Source organism: Pseudomonas sp. EA_15y_Pfl1_P101 (assembly GCF_963970835.1).
Classification (GTDB): Bacteria; Pseudomonadota; Gammaproteobacteria; order Pseudomonadales; family Pseudomonadaceae; genus Aquipseudomonas; species Aquipseudomonas tritici.
Genome location: NZ_CAXAPA010000006.1, coordinates 40,721 through 60,248 on the forward strand (window position 1 = coordinate 40,721; position 19,528 = coordinate 60,248).

Sequence of the window (19,528 nt, forward strand, 5' to 3'; positions counted from 1 at the left end):
TCAAGCGGCAAGCTACAAGGAAAAGCAGGCGATCGCTGTCGCTCTTCTCTTGCAGCTTGCCGCTTGAAACTTGTCACTGCTTCAAATGCGGAACATGGTTGTTGCAAAGTATGTCTAGGCTATAACCGTTCCCACTGAGTGAAAAAAACATGACAACAACCACCAGTCACTACACCGGAGAAGAACGCAGCAAACGGATTTTTGCGATTGTCGGTGCTTCGTCCGGCAACCTCGTCGAATGGTTCGACTTCTACGTCTACGCCTTCTGCGCCATCTACTTCGCCCCAGCGTTTTTCCCGTCGGACGACCCCACGGTCCAACTGCTCAACACTGCGGGTGTGTTCGCCGCCGGGTTCCTGATGCGGCCTATCGGCGGCTGGCTGTTTGGTAGGGTGGCCGACAAGCACGGCCGTAAGAACTCGATGATGATCTCGGTGCTGATGATGTGCGCCGGCTCGCTGGTCATTGCCTTCCTGCCGACTTACAAAGACATCGGCGCCTGGGCCCCGGCGTTGCTGTTGGCGGCACGACTTTTCCAAGGCTTGTCAGTGGGTGGCGAATACGGCACCACCGCGACCTATATGAGTGAAGTCGCGCTCAAGGGCCAGCGCGGTTTCTTCGCCTCGTTCCAGTACGTAACCCTGATCGGCGGGCAATTGCTGGCTGTGCTGGTGGTGGTGATCCTGCAACAGATCCTCACCGAAGACGAATTGCGCGCCTGGGGCTGGCGGATTCCGTTCGTGATCGGCGCGGTGGCGGCGATGATCTCGCTGCTGCTGCGTCGCACCCTCAAGGAAACCGCCAGTAAGGAAATGCGCCAGGACAAGGACGCCGGCAGCATCGCCGCGCTGTTCCGCAACCATAAGGCGGCGTTTATCACCGTGCTCGGCTACACCGCCGGCGGCTCGCTGATTTTCTACACCTTTACCACCTACATGCAGAAGTACCTGGTGAACACTGCCGGGATGCATGCCAAGACCGCCAGCTACATCATGACCGGCGCGCTGTTCGTGTACATGTGCATGCAGCCACTGTTCGGCATGCTTTCGGACAAGATCGGCCGGCGTAACTCGATGCTCTGGTTCGGTGCCCTCGGCACCCTGTGCACGGTACCGATCCTGCTGACCCTGAAAACCGTGACCAGCCCGTTCCTGGCTTTTGTGCTGATCTCCCTGGCGCTGGCCATTGTCAGCTTCTATACCTCTATCAGCGGCCTGGTGAAAGCGGAAATGTTCCCACCGCACGTACGTGCATTGGGTGTGGGCCTGGCCTATGCGGTGGCCAATGCGATCTTCGGCGGTTCGGCGGAATACGTGGCCTTGGGCCTGAAATCCATGGGCATGGAAAACACTTTTTACTGGTACGTCACCGGCATGATGGCAGTGGCTTTCCTGTTCAGCTTGCGCCTGCCTAAACAGGCGGAGTACTTGCATCACGATCTTTAAGGGATGAGCTATGACGCTGCGCACGAGCAATCAATTGTTCGACGCTTATTTCACGGCGGACAGCATGGCCGAGGTGTTCTGCGACAGGGGACGTTTGCAGGGCATGCTGGATTTTGAGGCGGGGTTGGCCCGGGCCGAGGCTCGGGTCGGTTTGATCCCCCAGGCCGCGGTCGCACCGATCGCCCAGGCGTGCCTGGCGTCGCTGTATGACGTCGATGCCCTCGGCGTGGCGATTGCCACGGCGGGGAATTCGGCGATTCCGTTGGTGAAGGCATTGGGCAAGTTGATTGCCGCTGAAGACCCCGGCGCCGAACGTTATGTGCACCTGGGCGCGACGAGCCAGGATGTGATGGACACCGGGCTGGTGCTGCAACTGCGCCAGGCCGTGGCATTGATCGAAACGGACCTGGCGCGCCTGGGCGACATTCTTGCCACCCAGGCCCAGCGCTATGCGACCGTGCCACTCGCTGGGCGGACCTGGTTGCAGCATGCGACGCCGGTGACCCTGGGGATGAAAATCGCCGGTTGGCTGGGGGCAGTCACGCGCAGTCGGCAACGTCTCGCCGAACTGAAACCGCGCTTGCTGGTGCTGCAATTCGGCGGTGCCTCCGGAACCCTCGCAGCGCTGGGCGAACAGGCCATGCCGGTGGCCGAGGCGCTGGCAACAGAGCTGCAACTGACCTTGCCCGAACAGCCCTGGCACACCCAACGGGATCGTCTGGTGGAATTCGCGAGCGTGCTTGGCCTGATCGCTGGCAGCCTCGGCAAACTGGGCCGCGATATCAGCCTGCTGATGCAAACCGAAGCGGCGGAGCTCTTTGAGCCCTCCGCGCCGGGCAAAGGCGGCTCATCGACCATGCCGCACAAGCGCAACCCGGTGGGCGCCGCAGTGCTGATCAGCGCCGCGACCCGTGTGCCCGGGTTGGTGGCGACAATGTTCAGTGCCATGCCCCAGGAGCACGAGCGCAGCCTGGGCCTGTGGCATGCCGAATGGGAAACCTTGCCGGAGATTTGCCGGTTGGTCTCCGGCGCGTTGCAACAGGCCTTGCTGGTGAGCGAAGGGTTGGAAGTCGACCCGCAACGCATGGCGCACAACCTCGACCTGACCCAAGGCCTGGTGCTGGCCGAAGCCGTCAGCATCGTGCTCGCCCAGCGCCTGGGCCGTGAAACTGCACACCATCTGCTGGAGCAATGCTGCAAACGCGCCGTCGCAGAAGGCCGGAATCTGCGCGCGGTATTGGCGGATGAGCCGCAAGTCACCGCCGAGCTGTCAGCGGCTGAGCTGGACCGCTTGCTTGATCCCGCCCATTACCTGGGCCAGGCCCGCACCTGGGTCACCCGCGCTGTAGCCGAACACTTTGCTTGAGGAGACCACAGTGGCATTTTTACAACTCGCCGAGGGCGAACTGCATTACAAATTGGACGGGCCTGTGGACGCGCCAGTGTTGGTGCTTTCCAACTCATTGGGCACCGACCTGCACATGTGGGACATCCAGATCCCGGTCTTCACCAAACATTTTCGCGTGCTGCGTTTTGACACCCGTGGCCATGGCAAATCCTTGGTCAGTCCTGGGCCCTACAGCATCGAGCAACTCGGTCACGACGTGATCGCGCTGCTCGACGCACTGGCCATCCAACGCGCACATTTCTGCGGCTTGTCCATGGGGGGCTTGATCGGCCAGTGGCTGGGCATCAACGCGGGCGGCCGCCTGCATCGCCTGGTGCTGTGCAACACTGCGGCCAAGATTGGCACGCCCGACGTTTGGAACCCACGCATCGAGAGGGTGCTGCGCGATGGCGCAGCGGCGATGGTTGCGCTGCGCGATGCGTCGATTGCGCGCTGGTTTACCGCCGACTTTGCGGCGGCCAACCCGCACCAGGCCCGGCAGATTACCGACATGCTTGCGGCGACCTCGCCTGAGGGTTACGCCGCCAACTGCGCAGCGGTGCGGGATGCGGATTTTCGCGACCAACTGGCCTTTATCAAAGTGCCGACCCTGGCGATTACCGGCACTGAAGACGCAGTCACACCGCCTGCGGGCAGCCACTTTATCCAGAACCATGTGCAGGGTGCCGAGTACGCTGAGTTCTACGCAGCGCATTTGTCCAACGTTCAGGCCGGTGCTGCGTTCAGCGAGCGCGTTATCGAGTTTTTACGCACTACAGATCGCGTTTCCTAGTGAATCAGGAGTTTTTTGTGGACGAGAAACAACGTTATGCCGAAGGCCTGCAAGTGCGTCGCGAAGTGCTGGGTGATGCCCATGTCGACCGCAGCCTCAATGCCCTGACCGAGTTCAACAGTGAGTTCCAGGAAATGATCACCCGCCATGCCTGGGGTGATATCTGGACCCGTCCCGGCCTGCCTCGGCACACCCGCAGCCTGATCACCATCGCCATGCTGATCGGCATGAACCGCAGCGAAGAACTCAAGCTGCACCTGCGCGCCGCCGCCAGCAATGGCGTGACCCGTGCTGAGATCAAGGAAGTGCTGATGCAGAGCGCGATCTACTGCGGGATTCCGGCGGCGAATGCGACGTTCCATTTGGCTGAGTCGGTGTGGGATGAGCTGGGGGTGGAGTCGCGCGAGCAAGACTGAACCTGAAATACGATCAAATGTGGGCGCTGGCCTCTATCGCACCGGGAATCAGTGGGAATCCGCATCCCACACCCAGTGCCACACACCCGGCAGATGCACCTCTTCACTCACATCCTTCACGGTCCTTGCCAACGCCGCGCGCTGAAGCTGGGCGGTGTCGGTGTAGAACGGCGCAGCGGCCGTCTTCATGCCAGTGACGCGCGCGCTGTCCAGCAGGATCTGCAAGTACTCCTGCATATGGATCGCGGTATAGCGGTTGATGTCGTGGAACGTCACCACCACTGGTATCACGCCGTCCACGGTCGGCAGTTGCCCCAATGCGATGCGCTCGCGCACCACCGACAGTTGCCGATACACATTCGCCCGGCGCCGTGGGCTGCCGTTGAAGCCCCAGATCTTGCCGTCATTGGCGCTCAGGTCGGTCAACAACACGTGCATGCCATGGCGCTTGTAGGCGGCGAAGGTGCGGCGGTCGTAGTTCCAGAACGGTGGACGTACCAGCGTGGGCGGTGCACCGGTGATGGCGGCAATGTCGGCGGCGCCCTGGGTGAGGGTGCTTTCAAGTGTCGCGTCATTCAGCCAACGATGGTTGGTATGAAACGCCGTGGCCGTGTGGAAGGCCAGGATATGCCCGCCCGCGTATTCACGCTCCATCGTCTTGCGGCCCCGCGAACTGCCACCGGAGCGGGCTGCTTCGGTTTGCAGGAAAAACACCGCCTTGATCCCCGGCAATACCGGGTTCTGCGCCAGGTCGGCCACCACCGAACGGCTCGGGTTGTTGTAGCCCGATGCGCTGGGGCCGTCATCGAAGGTCAGTAGAAAGCGGATCGGCGCCTGAGCTTGCAGGCGTTGTTCGGTCTGCGGTGTCAGGGCGATGGGGGCGCCGATGCAGCCGCTGAGGCTCAGGGCCAGGGCTAGCATGGCGGATGCGATGGCGAAGGATTTCATGGCGGGCGCGGGCTCAAATAGAAGGCCGCTGTTGGGTGGGATCAGCAGCGGCAGGCGCGCACGATACAGCAAGATCGGCTGTGTGAGGTGACAGTCTGACAGGCGAGCGCTGATCGGCGTCAGCCCAGGTATTGGCTGTTGCTGAAGACCTCATGGCGCGCAGTCGTCGAACTGTGTGCCCCTTTGGGGTGGCTCGGGTGAGCGTGTGTAACAGGTTTTGAAACGCCCATGTATTGTCCTTTTCGCGGAGCCAGTTGCTGACCCTGTCTCTTGGAATCGGTCGGACGCGTCAGATCGTTCCCCGATACATGTCATTCGGGTTTACAGCAGACTGATCGGATAGCTGATGATCAACCGATTCTCATCAAACTCATTGTTGCTGTAGTCACGCCGCATGCTCGAATTGCGCAGGCGCACTGTCAGGTTTTTCGCGGCGCCGCTTTGCACGGTATAGCCCAATTCGCTTTCGCGGCCCCATTCCTTGCCATCAGTGATCGTCCCGGTGTGCACATTGCTGCCGCTGATATAGCGATTCATCAGGGTCAGCCCGGGCACGCCGAGGGTGGCGAAGTTGTAGTCGTGACGCACCTGCCAGGATTTCTCTTGGGCGTTGTCGTAGCTCGAGTTGTAGCTGTCGTTGGCCAGGGTGCCGCCGCTGGTGCCGTTGACGCGCATCCAGGCGCTGTCGCCGGTGAGTTTTTGCAGGCCGACATAGAAGGTGTTGCCGCCGTACTTGGCCGAGAACAGGCCGGACCAGGTCTTGTTGTCCAGCTCGCCTGCGCGGGCGCTGCCGTCGTCCTTGCCATAGAAAAAGCCAAGGTTGGCGCCCAGGGTCCAGTCGCCCAATGGCTGGCTGTGGGTCAGGTTAACGAACTGCTGGCTGTAGATGTCCTTGAGCTGCGCGTTCCACAGGCCGATCTGCGTGCGTTTGTCATTGAACGCGTACTCGCCGCCCTGGAAGTTGAAGCGGTCGGAAGTGAACGCGGTTTTACCGACCATCGACATGTCGGTCATGCTGCTGTCGTCACGCGGGCTGTTGGCGCGGAACTGGCCGCCGTAGAGGGTCAGGCCGTCGATTTCCCTGGAGGTGATCTGCCCGCCGCGCAAGGTTTGCGGCAGGGAGCGACCATCGTCCGAGCGCAGGATAGGCAGCACCGGCATCCATTCACCGACCTTCACGTCGGTCTTGGAGATGCGCGCCTTGAACGCTACACCGAGGCGTCCGAACTCATCCGCAGGGCGGCCATCATGGTCCAACGGCAGCAACTGGGTACCCCCGGTGCCGCGCCCACCGTCCAGCTTCAACGAATACAGCCCCAGTACATCCACGCCAAAACCCACGGTGCCTTGGGTGAAACCGGACTTGGCGTCGAGGATGAAACTCTGCGTCCACTCCTGCGCATTGCCCTGGGCTTTAGTGGGGTTGGTGAAGTTGCGGTTGAAGAAGAAGTTACGCAGGTTGAGGTTGGCGCTGGCGTCTTCGAGAAAGCCGTGTTCTTCGGCGACGACGGGCAGGGCAAGGCTGGCGACAGCGGTTGCCAGCAGGAGCTGGCGCGGGTGGAAAGTGCTCATGGCGTAAGGGCCTGTTGTTATTGGGTTTATGCAGGTGGCGGCCATGGTGCGGGGCGGTGCGGGGGCGATTCAATTGGGGGAGGACGGGTTGTGGGCGATGATCGAACGCAAGTTGGCGGGCGCTCAGTCCCGGCATTTCCGGTTATCGCTTGGGCAGATCGAAGTGGGTCCAGGGCACTGGCGGCAAGTAGTGCTGCGCAGCAATGATTAACGCGACCATCACCACCAGGAACACCGCTTGCAACGGGCTCCAGAAGGCCCAGTGCAAGCCGTTCAACCACGGGTAACCTTCGCTGAATTTCTGGCTCATGTGGCCGATGCGTTTTTTGTGCTGCAGGTTGATCAGGACCATACCGGCGTAGGTGAGCATGCCCAGCACGCCGAGCATCAACCCGCAGGCCACCAGCATGATCGCCTGTGGTACACCATGGCGAATCACCAGCCAGTAGTCATTGGGGTTGAGCCGCTTGGGAATCAGGTGCTGGCTCAGCCACACATCCTGAACCCGGTAGGTTGAGCTCATCCCGGACCACAGTTGGGTGACGCGGAAGCCAATGGCCGCCGGTACGAATGCCATCAGCATGAAAATGACCACCGACATCCCGTCAAGGTTGTCGGGTTTGTCGTGCGCAATACTCAGGCCAAACCCCAGCGCGAACACGGCCCACAGCCGGATAAACACCTGGGTGTAGATGGGGCGGGGCACGTACTTGCGCCAGAAGAACAGGTCGGCCTGGGGCAGGCGTTCAACCAATTGCGGGTAGCGCCAGGTCAGGGTTTGAGCCAAGTGCTGGCAGGCGTTCCACTCGTTTTCGCCAAACCCGTCGATCATGCGTTTTTGTTGGGTGGCGCTCATGGGCGTCAGCAGCAGGCGCGCGGCGAAGGCATCGGCGGACGTGCGTCGTTTGTCCTGGGCTTTGTCTTGCAGGTGAACATAGAAACTTTCCTGCTCACAACGCGACACCCATTCGCGCCACATCCACGCCGGTTCCGGGTAGACGCCTTTCTGGTCGTCCCAACCAAACACCTGGCACACCCGCTCGAACAGCGGCACGCTCCAAGTGGTGTCGTGGAGCAGGTGCAGGATGATGCGTTGCCACTGCTGTTGCAGGTCGAACACCCGCAGCCAGGGCTGGTTGTTGAACTGCGTGAGCTGGGTGATGAACTCGCGCTCGGCCTTTTGCTCCAGCAGTTCCTGCAAGGTGTGGCGGTAGTCCTGCAGCAGTTCGCTGGTCAGCGCATCGTATTGCCAAGTGGTCATTGCCACCTGCTGCCACGGGGTCAGCCATTCCAGGTTGTGTACCGCCCATTGGGCGATAGGACTGCGTTCGCCCGGTGCTTCAAAGCAGTGGCGCAGCAAGCCAACCTGGAAAGCGTCGGTGCAGTCCTGCTGATTGGCCAGGTTCCAGCGTTCGATGAAGTTGCTGACGTTGAGTCCACTGAGCAGGGCATGCGCCGGGTCGGCCTTGGGCGCTTCGAAAGAGGCAGGGTGCAGGACGCTGACGTCCATCAACTCGGCGAGGTCGTTGAGGTTACCGTAGGCCTGTTCGGCAGCGGGCGTTGCGGCGATGTTTGGCTGTTCTTCGCAGTCGGCTCGCCAGCGTGCGTAGGCCAGTGCTTCTTCATAGGCTTCGCGCAATCGCTGGAAGCCTGCGGCATCGTCATCCGGCCGGCAGCTTTTCAGCAGCCGCGCATAGCTGCGCTTGATGGTGCGCTCGTCAGCGTCTTCCGACAGTTGCAGCACGGTCCAGCAATCCATGGTGTGTTCCCTCAGCGCCAGAACCCGTTGTCGAGTTGCTCAAGTTGCCGGGTCAGTTCGCTGCGGGCTTCACGGATGCGGCGTTCATCCTGGGAATCGAGCACCTGTTGGAACTGCCCGGCCCAGTGCCCAAGCTGCTCGCGAAGTTCGCCGAGGCTTTCCTGGTAGAGCCGCTCGAGCCGCGCGGTGAGTACGGTATTGACCTGTTGGTCGCGCGGGTGAACCTTCAACTGCGCCAGGGCTTGCAGGCGTTGCTGGATCTCCTCGGGGCTGAGCACGCCAGGGTTGTTCTCGATCACCAGCGAATGTTGCTCGCCGGTCAGCGGAATGCTCACCTGGGCTTCCAGCAGGCCGTTGTTGTCGTAAGTGAAGCGCACGTCCAGCGAGACTTCACCGGCCTTGCGCTTGGGCACGGGAATTTCCAGTTGGCCCAGCTCGATGTTGTCTTTGACCAGGCGGCTTTCGCCTTGGTAGATCTTCAGCAGTACGCGGGTCTGGTCGTCAGACAGGGTGACCACGCTTTTGACCCTGCTCACCGGCACGCTGCTGTTGCGTTCGATCAGCGGCAGGTAATGGCCGCTCTCGATATGGCTACCGTACTGGTTAGAGGTTTCGATGCCCAAGGTGTAGGGGCAGACGTCGGTCAGCACCACTTCTTCCAATGCGGCGGAGCGGGCTTTGAGCGCCGCCTGGATCGCAGCGCCATGGGCGACCACTTGGTCCGGGTCGAGACTGATGGACGGGAAACGCCCGAACAACCCGGCGGCGAGTTTGCGCACCAGCGGCATGCGCGTGGTACCGCCCACCAGCAGGATTTCATCCAGGTCGCCCACACGAATCCGCGCATCACGCAGGGCCCGTTCGATCGGTGCGCGCAGGCGTTCCAGCAGCGGCGTGTAGAGCTTGGCCAGTTCCTGTTGGGTGATGGTTTTTACCCATTGCTGGCCATCGACACGCAGAGCGAAGTCGGCGCTGTCGTCCTGCCCAAGGGCCTTGCGCACGCGTTCAGCTTCGCGGCGCAGGGCTTGCAGTACGCTGCTGGTGGGCGGGAAGCCTTGGGCGTTGCGCTGGCTGTCGACGAAGTGTTCCAGCAGCAGGGTGTCGAAGTCTTCGCCGCCGAGGAAGTTGTCGCCGGCACTGGCACGGACTTCCATCACGCCGTCGAACAACTCAATGATCGACACGTCGAAGGTACCGCCACCGAGGTCAAAGACCAGGAACGAGGTTTCCTTGTCGCGCTGATGCAGGCCGTAGGCGAGGGCGGCAGCGGTGGGTTCGTTGATCAGTTTTTCGACGTTGAGCCCTGCCAGTTCACCGGCGATGCGTGTGGCCTTGCGTTGGCCGTCGCTGAAATAGGCGGGCACGCTGATCACGGCTTCGGTGACGGTATGGCCGTAGGTGCGCTCGATGTCTTCCTTCAGGCTTTTGAGCACCAATGCGCAAAGTTCTTCCGGACGGAACGAGCGGCCGCCCAGGCGCACTTCGGTGGCACTGCCCATGTAGCGTTTGAACAACGACGTGGTCAGGTGCGGGTGAGTGTGCAGGCGTTCTTTGGCAGCCTGGCCTACCAGGACACGGCCTTGATCATCCAGACCGACCACGCTTGGGGTCAGCAACTGGCCAAGGGCATTGGGCACCAATTCGGCGGTATCACCGCGCCAGACAGCGGCGAGACTGTTGGTGGTCCCCAGGTCGATTCCTACGATCATTACGACAAGCGCCCTCTGTGGTCTGTAAGAATCTGTGACCAATTTTATCCTGAAAGGTTGGGCGAAAAGCAAGGCAATGGGCGTTTGAGCCCGCTCACTACAAAAGCCGGCGGCCACCCATCAGGCATAAAAAAACCGCTTCCGGTGAGGGAAGCGGTTTTGTTTACAGCGGCGTTACTTTTTTACAACCGCATCAGAACAACTTCAGTGCCGGTGCTTCTTCTTTCAACGGCTCGTTCTTCGCGCTCTGCTCGTTCCAGCCGCCGCCGAGGGCCTTGTACAGGTTGACCTCGCTGTTCAACTGCGCCAGGCGGTCGGTGATCAGCGACTGCTGGGCACTGAACAGTTGGCGCTGAGCGTCAAGGAACGTCAGGTTGCTGTCGACACCAATGCGGTAGCGACGCTCGGCCAGGCGGTAGTAATCCTGGTTGGCCGCGACAAAGCCACGCTGGGCCTCCAGTTGCTGCTTGTAGGTCTCACGCGCGGCGAGGCCGTCGGAGACCTCCTGGAAGCCGGTCTGGATCGCCTTCTCGTAGTTCGCCACGTTGATCTCTTTCTGGATCTTCGAGTAGTCCAGGCTGGCGCGCAAGCTGCCGGCGTTGAAGATCGGGATGTTGATCTGCGGAGCGAACGACCAGGTGCCCGAGCCGCCTTTGAACAGGCCGCCGAGGTCCGGGCTCAGGGTGCCGGCGTTGGCCGTCAAGCTGATGCTCGGGAAGAACGCAGCACGGGCGGCGCCGATGTTGGCGTTGGCCGCCTTGAGGTTGTACTCGGCCTGCAGGATGTCTGGACGACGTTGCAGCAGGTCCGAGGGCAACCCGGCCGGCACTTCGCTGAGCAGGTCATCCGACAGCGGCTTGCTGGCGATATTCGCCGGCAGGCCAGTGCCCAGCAGCAGGGTCAGGCTGTTTTCGTCCTGGGCCACCTGGCGCGTATACCGGGCAAGCTGCACCCGGGCGTTTTCCACCGAGGTGCGTGCCTGGCTCAGGTCGAGGGCCGAGGTCACGCCGACTTCGTTGCTGCGCGAGGTGAGCTTGAAGCTCTGCTCGAAGGCGCCCAGGGTGTCCTGGGTCAGCTTGAGCAGTTCCTTATCGGCTTGCCAGGTCAGGTAGGCATTGGCCACGCTGGCCACCAGGCTGATCTGGGTGCTGCGGCGGGCTTCTTCAGTGGCGAAGTACTTCTGCAGCGCTTCTTCACTCAGGCTGCGTACGCGACCGAACAGGTCCAGCTCATAAGAGCTGATCCCGAGGGTGGCCGAGTATTGGCTGGTGATGTTCGCTTCGCCGGTCTGGGAGGCACGGGCCGGCACACGCTGGCGGCTGCCGCTGCCATTAGCCGACACTGCCGGGAACAGGTCGGCACGCTGGATGCGGTACTGCGCCGCGTAGGCGTCGATGTTCAGGGCCGCAACGCGCAGGTCACGGTTGTTCACCAGCGCGGTCTGGATCAACTGTTGCAGGGCAGGGTCATGGAAAAACTGCTTCCAGCCCTGTTCGGCAGCGGCCTGGCTCGGTGCCTGGGCCGACGAATACGCCGGCCCCTGCGGGAACTGCGCGGCCACTGGCGCTTCGGGGCGCTGATAGTCAGGTATCAGCGAGCAGCCACTGAGCACGAATGCCGTGACGGCTAGGGAAAGTAGCGACTTGCTCATTGGCCAGCCTCTTTAGGAGTTTGCTTGGTTTCTTTCGGTTTACGGTCGCCGATGGCGGACACGGTTGCAAAGAACAACGGCACCCAGAAGATCGCCAACACTGTGGCCGTGATCATACCGCCAATTACACCGGTACCGATCGCGTGCTGGCTGCCTGAACCTGCGCCTGAGGAGATCGCCAGCGGCAGTACGCCGAGGATGAACGCCATGGAGGTCATGATGATCGGACGCAGACGCATACGGGACGCCTCGATGGCCGCCTCGACGATGCCTTTGCCCTGTTCGTGAAGCTCTTTGGCGAACTCCACGATCAGGATGGCGTTTTTCGCCGCCAGGCCCACCGTCACCAACAGGCCCACCTGGAAGAACACGTCGTTGGACAACCCGCGCATGCTGGTGGCGATCAACGCACCCACCACGCCCAGCGGCACTACGAGTACCACCGCAATCGGGATCGACCAGCTTTCGTACAGTGCCGCCAGGCACAGGAACACCACGAGCAGCGACAAAGCGTACAGCGCAGGTGCCTGAGAACCGGACAAGCGTTCTTCGTACGACAAGCCCGTCCAGGCGTAGCCGATACCCGCCGGCAATTGCTTGGCGATGCGTTCGACTTCCGTCATGGCGTCACCGGTGCTGTAGCCCGGTGCCGGGGTGCCGAGGATCTCCATCGCCGCCACACCGTTATAGCGCGAGAGCTTCGGCGAGCCGTAGATCCACTTGCCCGAGGCGATGGCCGACAGCGGCACCATCTTCCCGGAGTCGCTGCGCACGTACCATTTGTTCAGGTCTTCAGGCGACATGCGGCTGGCGGCTTCACCTTGCACGTAGACTTTCTTCACCCGACCACGGTCGATGAAGTCGTTGACGTAGCTGCCACCCAAGGCAATTGCCAGGGTCTGATTGATGTTCGACAACGTGATGCCCTGGGCGCTGGCCTTCTCGTCATCGACGGTGAGCTCATACTGCGGCTCATCGTTCACGCCGTTGGGGCGCACACCTGCGAGGATCTTGCTCTGGGCAGCCATGCCCAGGAACTGGTTACGGGCCGCCATCAACTTCTCATGGCCGACACCGCCCTGGTCTTGCAGGAACACGTCGAAACCGGTGGCGTTACCCAGTTCCAGAACAGACGGCGGCACAATGGCGAATACCATGGCGTCCTGGAAGGTCTGCATGAAGTAACCCTGGGCGCGCTTGGCGATTTCAAACACGGAGGTGGACGCATCACGTTCATCCCACGGCTTGAGCATCACGAAGGCCAGGCCCGAACTCTGGCCACGACCGGCGAAGTTGAAGCCGTTTACGGTAAATACCGATTTCACGCCTTTGCCTTCGCCAGGCTCGCCTTCCTTGTCATTGAGCAGGTATCTACGCATGTCATCGATGACTTTCTGCGTACGTTCAGCCGAAGAACCCACAGGCGTCTGCACCTGGGCAAAGATCACGCCCTGGTCCTCATCGGGCAGGAACGCGGCAGGGATGCGCATGAACAGCCAGATCATGCCGGCGAAGATCAGTGCGTACACCAGGAACGCCGGGATCTTGTGCTTGATCATGTTGCCCACGCCGCGCTCGTAGCTCAGTACGCCACGGTCGAAGGTGCGGTTGAACCAGCCGAAGAAACCGCGCTTGGGTTGGCCGTGTTTTTCAGGGTCGATCGGCTTGAGCATTGTGGCGCACAAGGCCGGGGTGAAGATCAGGGCAACCAGTACCGACAGCGCCATGGCCGAAACAATGGTGATGGAGAACTGTTTGTAGATCACACCGGTGGAGCCGCCAAAGAAGGCCATCGGCAACAGTACCGCCGACAGCACCAGGGCAATACCCACCAAGGCGCCCTGGATCTGGCCCATGGACTTGACCGTCGCCTCTTTCGGCGACAGGTGTTCCTCGGCCATTACCCGCTCAACGTTTTCCACCACCACGATGGCATCGTCCACCAGCAAGCCGATGGCCAGGATCATGCCGAACATGGTCAGGGTGTTGATGGTGAAGCCGAACGCCGCGAGGATCCCGAAGGTACCCAGCAATACCACCGGCACCGTCATGGTGGTGATGATGGTGGCGCGGAAGTTCTGCAGGAACAGGAACATCACCAGGAACACCAGCACGATCGCTTCGACCAGGGTGTGCACCACGCCGGAGATCGATTCGGTCACTACAGGCGTGGTGTCATACGGCACCACCGCCTTCATGCCTGGCGGGAAGAACGGTTCCAGGGACGCCACTGTGGCGCGGATAGCCTTGGCGGTGTCGAGGGCGTTAGCACCCGAAGCGAGCTTGATCGCCATACCGGAAGCCGGATTACCGTTGAACTGCGCGCTGATGCTGTAGTTCTGGCCACCCAGTTCGATACGGGCCACATCACGCAGGCGAACCTGGGAGCCGTCGCTGTTCACCTTCATCAGGATGTTGCCGAATTGCTCTGCGGTTTGCAGACGGGTCTTGCCGATGATGGTTGCGTTCAGCTGGTTGCCGGGTAGGGCAGGCAGGCCGCCCAACTGGCCGGTGGCGACCTGGACGTTCTGTGCGGAGATGGCCGTGCTGACATCGACCGGGGTCAACTGGAAGTTGTTCAGCTTGGCCGGGTCCAGCCAGATACGCATGGCGTACTGCGAACCGAACACCTGGAAGTCACCGACACCCGCGGTCCGCGAGATCGGGTCCTGGATGTTGGACACGATGTAGTTGGACAAGTCGTCCTTGTTCATGCTGCCGTCTTCCGACACCAGCCCAATCACCATCAGGAAGTTCTTCACCGACTTGGTCACGCGGATACCCTGCTGCTGCACTTCTTGCGGCAGCAGTGGGGTCGCCAGGTTCAGTTTGTTCTGCACCTGAACCTGGGCGATGTCCGGGTTGGTACCCTGGTTGAACGTCGCGGTGATGGTCATGCTGCCGTCGGAGTTACTGTCCGAGGCGACATAACGCAGGTTGTCGATACCGTTGAGCTGTTGCTCGATCACCTGCACCACGGTGTCCTGCACGGTTTGTGCCGACGCGCCTGGGTAGGTCACCTGGATGTCGATGGCGGTTGGCGCGATGGCCGGGTATTGGTTGATGGGCAACTTCAGGATCGACAGTGCCCCGACCAGCATGATCACCAGGGCAATTACCCAGGCGAAAATGGGACGGTCGATAAAAAATTTCGACATGAATTACTCCCCTTTGCCCGTAGTGGCAGCAGGAGCAGCAACCGTTCCCGCAGGCTTGGCGTTATCCGCCTCCTTAACCTTGACTTCGGCGCCAGGCTTGACGTACTGCAAGCCTTCGGTGATCACACGGTCACCGGCGTTCAAGCCTTTCTCCACCAGCCAGTAGGCGCCGACGGTGCGGTTGGCGACCAGGACGCGCTGCTCGACTTTGTTGTCGGCATTGACGATCAGGGCCGTCGGGATGCCTTTGAGGTCGCGGGTTACGCCTTGTTGCGGAGCCAGGATCGCCTTGCTGTTCACGCCGGCTTTCAACTGGGCGTGTACGAACATGCCAGGCAGCAGGGTGTGGTCAGGGTTGGGGAACACGGCGCGCAGGGTCACGGAACCGGTGGTCTGGTCAACCGACACTTCGGAGAATTCCAGCTTGCCATCCTGGCCGTAGTCGCTGCCGTCTTCCAGGGTCAGCTTGACCTTGGCGGCATTGGCGCCGGCTTTTTCCAGCTGGCCGCTTTCCAGGTCGCGGCGCAGTTTCAGCATTTCTACCGAAGACTGCGTGACGTCGACGTAGATCGGGTCGAGTTGCTGGATGACGGCCATGGAGTCGGCTTGGCCGTTGCTGACCAGCGCGCCTTCGGTGACCAAAGAACGGCCGATGCGACCGGCGATCGGCGCGTACACCTTGGTGTAACGCACGTTGATCTGCGCGCTTTGAACGTTTGCTTCTGCGGTCATGCGGTTGGCGACGGCGGTGTCGTATTCCTGACGGCTCACGGCTTGCTCATCGACCAACTGCTTGTAGCGGTCGGTGATGGATTTGGTCTGGGTCAGGGTGGCTTGCGCGCTTTTCAGAGTGGCTTCATACATCGATGGGTCGATCTGGTAGAGCTGTTGCCCTTCCTTCACGTCCGCGCCTTCCTTGAACAGGCGCTTGAGAATGATGCCGTTGACCTGCGGGCGAACTTCCGCGATGCGGTAGGCGGTAGTACGGCCTGGCAACTCGGTTGTCAGGGTAAAGGCTTGCGGTTGAATGGTGACCACGCCGACCTGAGGGGTTTGAGCGGGCGGAGCCGCTTCTTCCTTTTTACATCCGCTGAGCAGCGATGCCAGGGCGACGGCAGTGACCAGAGCGGTAACAGCTGGCTTAAGTTGCATGAAGATCCTCGGGTCAGGCGCGCAGAGTGCGCACCAGCAGTGTGGAAAGGTAAAAAACAAATGGCGAGTGGATAAGTAGCTTGCTACGCAATATACTTACGTTCATGGTTGTTTGTAAACTCTTGACAGGCTTTGCGCAATGTTGACAAAGCAACGCCCAAAGCCTCGATTCCATTACGTTCGGCACCCATGACGGTGTCGTCCCACAAATATTCAGATGATCATTACCGGCGATTAATTCTGCCTTAACGATAGTCTCAAGTGTCCTGATTGAGGTTTTACTGCCATGGTTCGTCGCACTAAAGAGGAAGCTCAGGAAACGCGCAGCCAGATCCTCCAAGCCGCCGAGCAAGCCTTCTATGAGCGCGGCGTTGCGCGCACTACGCTGGCGGACATCGCCGCGCTGGCCGGTGTGACGCGGGGTGCTATCTACTGGCATTTCAGCAACAAATCCGATTTGCTGCAGGCGCTGCTCGATACCCTTCATGAGCCGCTGGACGAATTGGCCAGGGCCAGTGAAAGCGAGGACGAACTCGACCCGCTGGGCTGCATGCGCAAGCTGCTGATTCATTTGTTCCATCAAGTGGCCTTGGACCCGAAAACCCGGCGCATCAACGAGATCTTGTTCCATAAGTGCGAATTCACCGATGAAATGTGCGACATGCGCCGCCAGCGTCAGACCCACAGCCTGGAATGCAACCTGCGCATCAGCCTGACATTGCGTAACGCGGTCCATCGCGGGCAACTGCCGGAAAACCTCGACACCACCCGTGGCGCGGTGTGTATCCACGCCTACATCAACGGGCTGATCGGCCAATGGCTGCTGGTCCCCGACAGCTTCCAGCTACATCAGGAAGCCGAGCGCTGGGTGGACGCAGGGCTGGACATGCTGCGCTGGAGCCCCAGCCTGCGCAATTGAGACAACATGCGTAATTGCGTCAGGTTGTGTCACGAGTAAAGCATAAGGATGGTCAATCGTCCTTCTGCCTGATTGGTGGGATGACTTTATATACGGGCTGGCGGGTGGTTGATAGGTAGCCGGCTAAGTATTTTGTAGCGATTTTGTTGCAGGGCTGTGAAGGAATGTTACCCCTGGCTGCACACATTCGAAATGTGGGGGCTGGCTTACCTGCGATGGCGGTGGATCAGTCACTTCACCTGTTACTGAAACACCGCCATCGCGGGCAAGCCCGCACACATGGGGTCGTTGGTGTGTTCAAGGTACGAGTAAAAAAGCCCCGGTTCCTGCGAACCGGGGCTTTTTCATTTCAGCACGTTACGTCAGAGCGCCAGCGTCGGGTAGTCGATATAACCGACCGGGCCCTTGCTGTAGAAGGTGTCCGGGCGTGGCTCATTCAGCGGCGCATCCGCCTTCAGCCGCGCTGGCAAGTCCGGGTTGGCAATAAACGGCACGCCCCAGGCCACCGCATCCGCCTTGCCTTCAGCCAGCCAGGCATTGGCGCTGTCCTTGGTGAAGCGTTCGTTGGCAATGTACATACCGCCAAAGGCTTTTTTGAGTTGTGGGCCGAGGCTGTCAGCGCCTTCCTTTTCACGCGAGCAGATGAAGGCGATGCCACGCTTGCCCAATTCGCTGGCGACGTAGGTGAAGGTCTGCGCCAGGTTGTCGTCGCCCATGTCATGGGAGTCGGCGCGTGGTGCCAAGTGCACACCCACGCGACCGGCGCCCCAGACTTCGATGGCGGCGTCAGTCACTTCCAGCAGCAGGCGTGCACGGTTTTCCAGGGAGCCACCGTAGTTGTCGGTACGCTGGTTGGTGCTGCTTTGCAGGAATTGGTCGAGCAGGTAGCCATTGGCACCGTGGATTTCCACGCCGTCAAAACCGGCGGCCTTGGCGTTCTCGGCACCGGTGCGGTATGCGTCGACGATGTCGGCGATTTCAGCGGTTTCCAGCGCGCGAGGGGTCGGGTAGTCGGCCAGTGGGCGCACCAGGCTGACGTGTCCTTTAGGTTGGATCGCACTCGGTGCAACCGGAGTTTCGCCGTTCAAGTACGACTCGTGGGAAATACGGCCCACATGCCACAGCTGCAGGAAGATCTTGCCGCCTGCGCCATGAATCGCCTTGGTCACGTTGGCCCAGCCGCGTACCTGGTCGTTGGACCAGATGCCTGGGGTATCCGGGTAGCCCACGCCCAGCGGCGTCACGGAAGTGGCTTCGCTGAGGATCAGCCCGGCGGAAGCGCGTTGCACGTAGTACTCGGCCATCAGCGCGTTGGGTACGCGACCGTCGTCTGCACGGCAGCGGGTCAGCGGCGCCATGATGATGCGGTTCGACAGTTCCAGGTCGCCCAGTTTGATCGGATCGAAAATAGTCGTCATCGGGAAAATACCTTTGTCTTTGAAGTGGATCAGTTGGTCGCAGGGGCCAGGCCGGCATCGCCGCTCTGACGGAAAGTAATCAGGGTCACCACCAGCGCGAGGATCGCCAGGGCCGCTGCGGCTAACGGCACACTGGTCAGGCCGAAACCGTGGGCTATCACACTGCCGCCGACCCAGGCGCCAAGGGCGTTGCCGATGTTGAAGGCGCCGATGTTCAGGGTGGACACCAGGTTCGGTGCGGCCTTGCCAAAGGTCACCACGTTGATCTGCAACGCAGGCACGGCGGCGAACGAGGCGGTGGCCCACAGAAACAAGGTGATTTCAGTCGGGATGATGGCGACGCTGGTCCAGGTCAGCGCGGTGGAAACTACCGCCATACTGATGAACACGCCGATCAGGGTGGCCGCCAGGCGTTTGTCCGCCAGCTTGCCGCCAATGATATTGCCCACGGTGAGGCCCAGGCCGATCAGCAGCAGGGTCCAGGTCACGCCTGTGGGCGACACGCCGGTGACATCGCCGAGCAGCGGCGCAACGTAGGTGAAGAGGGTGAACATAGACGCGGCGAACAGCGCGGTCATGCTCAGCGACAGCCAGATGCCGGCGCCTTTGAGCGCGGCCAGTTCGGCGCGCATGTCGAGTTTCTCTTCATCACGCTTGGCGGGCAGGAAACGGATCAAGCCAATCAACGCCACCACACCCATCACCGTCACCGCCCAGAACGTCGAGCGCCAGCCGGCTTCTTGGCCCAGTGCGGTACCCAGTGGTACGCCAAGCACGTTGGCCAGGGTCAAACCGGTGAACATCAAGGCTACGGCCGAGGCACGCTTGTTGGCCGGCACCAGGTTGGCCGCTACCACTGAACCAATCCCAAAGAAAGCTCCGTGGCACAGTGCGGTGACGACGCGGGCAAACATCAGCACGTTGTAGTCACTGGCCAGGGCGCAGAGGAGGTTGCCGATAATGAAGATACCCATCAACGCTACCAGTGCCGCCTTGCGTGGCAGCTTGGCGGTGGCCAGTGCCATGAACGGTGCACCGATGGCCACACCCAAGGCGTAGCCGGTGACCAGCCAGCCTGCGCCGGGAATCGACACACCCAGGTCCGCCGCTACATCGGGCAGCAAGCCCATGATGACGAACTCGGTGGTACCGATGGCGAAGGCGCTGAGGGCCAGTATGAGTAGCGAGAGGGGCATTATCG

The 19,528-nt window shown here is 61.1% G+C and carries 14 protein-coding genes; 5 read left to right on the forward strand and 9 right to left on the reverse strand.

Annotated features, from left to right (window positions below):
- Nucleotides 1–149 precede the first annotated feature (149 nt).
- The 4 genes from AACY36_RS10920 to pcaC are packed head-to-tail and all read left to right on the forward strand — an operon-like array spanning nt 150 to nt 4,041.
- Nucleotides 150–1,445: an MFS family transporter gene (locus AACY36_RS10920; RefSeq protein WP_339415005.1), complete on the forward strand. Its 1,296-nt coding sequence runs from the start codon at nt 150–152 to the stop codon at nt 1,443–1,445.
- Nucleotides 1,446–1,455: 10 nt separating this feature from the next.
- Complete coding sequence (locus tag AACY36_RS10925) at nt 1,456–2,811, forward strand: 3-carboxy-cis,cis-muconate cycloisomerase (protein WP_339497066.1); 1,356 nt, start codon at nt 1,456–1,458, stop codon at nt 2,809–2,811.
- 10 nt (nt 2,812–2,821) lie between these two features.
- Nucleotides 2,822–3,625 carry a 3-oxoadipate enol-lactonase gene (gene pcaD / locus AACY36_RS10930; protein WP_339415003.1) on the forward strand — a complete coding sequence of 268 codons (804 nt, stop codon included), beginning with the start codon at nt 2,822–2,824 and terminating at the stop codon, nt 3,623–3,625.
- A gap of 17 nt (nt 3,626–3,642) precedes the next feature.
- Nucleotides 3,643–4,041, forward strand: a complete 399-nt coding sequence (pcaC, locus tag AACY36_RS10935; RefSeq protein WP_339415002.1) for a 4-carboxymuconolactone decarboxylase — start codon at nt 3,643–3,645, stop codon at nt 4,039–4,041.
- 48 nt (nt 4,042–4,089) lie between these two features.
- On the opposite strand, the gene AACY36_RS10940 is transcribed toward pcaC, so the two are convergent.
- The 7 genes from AACY36_RS10940 to AACY36_RS10970 all read right to left on the reverse strand — a co-directional run bounded on the left by AACY36_RS10940 (nt 4,090) and on the right by AACY36_RS10970 (nt 15,990).
- Nucleotides 4,090–4,989: a polysaccharide deacetylase family protein gene (locus AACY36_RS10940; RefSeq protein WP_339415001.1), complete on the reverse strand. Its 900-nt coding sequence runs from the start codon at nt 4,987–4,989 to the stop codon at nt 4,090–4,092.
- Nucleotides 4,990–5,310: 321 nt separating this feature from the next.
- Nucleotides 5,311–6,561, reverse strand: a complete 1,251-nt coding sequence (locus tag AACY36_RS10945) for an OprD family porin (RefSeq protein WP_339415000.1) — start codon at nt 6,559–6,561, stop codon at nt 5,311–5,313.
- A 142-nt stretch (nt 6,562–6,703) separates the two neighbouring features.
- Nucleotides 6,704–8,320: a J domain-containing protein gene (locus AACY36_RS10950; protein ID WP_339414999.1), complete on the reverse strand. Its 1,617-nt coding sequence runs from the start codon at nt 8,318–8,320 to the stop codon at nt 6,704–6,706.
- Between the two features lie 11 nt (nt 8,321–8,331).
- Nucleotides 8,332–10,029 carry a molecular chaperone HscC gene (locus AACY36_RS10955; RefSeq protein ID WP_339414998.1) on the reverse strand — a complete coding sequence of 566 codons (1,698 nt, stop codon included), beginning with the start codon at nt 10,027–10,029 and terminating at the stop codon, nt 8,332–8,334.
- 193 nt (nt 10,030–10,222) lie between these two features.
- Nucleotides 10,223–11,680 carry an AdeC/AdeK/OprM family multidrug efflux complex outer membrane factor gene (adeC, locus tag AACY36_RS10960; RefSeq protein WP_339414997.1) on the reverse strand — a complete coding sequence of 486 codons (1,458 nt, stop codon included), beginning with the start codon at nt 11,678–11,680 and terminating at the stop codon, nt 10,223–10,225.
- Nucleotides 11,677–14,838, reverse strand: a complete 3,162-nt coding sequence (locus AACY36_RS10965) for an efflux RND transporter permease subunit (RefSeq protein ID WP_339414996.1) — start codon at nt 14,836–14,838, stop codon at nt 11,677–11,679. Before AACY36_RS10965 ends, adeC begins: the two co-directional genes overlap by 4 nt.
- 3 nt (nt 14,839–14,841) lie before the next feature.
- Nucleotides 14,842–15,990 carry an efflux RND transporter periplasmic adaptor subunit gene (locus AACY36_RS10970; RefSeq protein WP_339414995.1) on the reverse strand — a complete coding sequence of 383 codons (1,149 nt, stop codon included), beginning with the start codon at nt 15,988–15,990 and terminating at the stop codon, nt 14,842–14,844.
- A gap of 286 nt (nt 15,991–16,276) precedes the next feature.
- On the opposite strand from AACY36_RS10970, the gene AACY36_RS10975 reads away from it, so the two are divergent.
- Nucleotides 16,277–16,909: a TetR family transcriptional regulator gene (locus tag AACY36_RS10975; RefSeq protein WP_339414994.1), complete on the forward strand. Its 633-nt coding sequence runs from the start codon at nt 16,277–16,279 to the stop codon at nt 16,907–16,909.
- 362 nt (nt 16,910–17,271) lie between these two features.
- Here AACY36_RS10975 and AACY36_RS10980 read toward each other — a convergent pair whose 3' ends face one another.
- A complete protein-coding gene (locus AACY36_RS10980) occupies nt 17,272–18,327 on the reverse strand; it encodes an alkene reductase (RefSeq protein WP_339414993.1) in 1,056 nt (351 codons plus the stop codon).
- A gap of 29 nt (nt 18,328–18,356) precedes the next feature.
- Entirely contained in the window at nt 18,357–19,523 is a 1,167-nt protein-coding gene (locus AACY36_RS10985; protein WP_339414992.1) for an MFS transporter, read from the reverse strand.
- Nucleotides 19,524–19,528 lie beyond the last annotated feature (5 nt).

Coding starts and splice junctions, on each gene's coding strand:
- AACY36_RS10920 (WP_339415005.1), top strand. CDS start 150: ATGACAACAACCACCAGTCACTACACCGGAGAAGAACGCAGCAAACGG.
- AACY36_RS10925 (WP_339497066.1), top strand. CDS start 1,456: ATGACGCTGCGCACGAGCAATCAATTGTTCGACGCTTATTTCACGGCG.
- AACY36_RS10940 (WP_339415001.1), bottom strand. CDS start 4,989: ATGAAATCCTTCGCCATCGCATCCGCCATGCTAGCCCTGGCCCTGAGC.
- AACY36_RS10945 (WP_339415000.1), bottom strand. CDS start 6,561: ATGAGCACTTTCCACCCGCGCCAGCTCCTGCTGGCAACCGCTGTCGCC.
- AACY36_RS10950 (WP_339414999.1), bottom strand. CDS start 8,320: ATGGATTGCTGGACCGTGCTGCAACTGTCGGAAGACGCTGACGAGCGC.
- AACY36_RS10955 (WP_339414998.1), bottom strand. CDS start 10,029: ATGATCGTAGGAATCGACCTGGGGACCACCAACAGTCTCGCCGCTGTC.
- adeC (WP_339414997.1), bottom strand. CDS start 11,680: ATGAGCAAGTCGCTACTTTCCCTAGCCGTCACGGCATTCGTGCTCAGT.
- AACY36_RS10965 (WP_339414996.1), bottom strand. CDS start 14,838: ATGTCGAAATTTTTTATCGACCGTCCCATTTTCGCCTGGGTAATTGCC.
- AACY36_RS10970 (WP_339414995.1), bottom strand. CDS start 15,990: ATGCAACTTAAGCCAGCTGTTACCGCTCTGGTCACTGCCGTCGCCCTG.
- AACY36_RS10975 (WP_339414994.1), top strand. CDS start 16,277: ATGGTTCGTCGCACTAAAGAGGAAGCTCAGGAAACGCGCAGCCAGATC.
- AACY36_RS10980 (WP_339414993.1), bottom strand. CDS start 18,327: ATGACGACTATTTTCGATCCGATCAAACTGGGCGACCTGGAACTGTCG.
- AACY36_RS10985 (WP_339414992.1), bottom strand. CDS start 19,523: ATGCCCCTCTCGCTACTCATACTGGCCCTCAGCGCCTTCGCCATCGGT.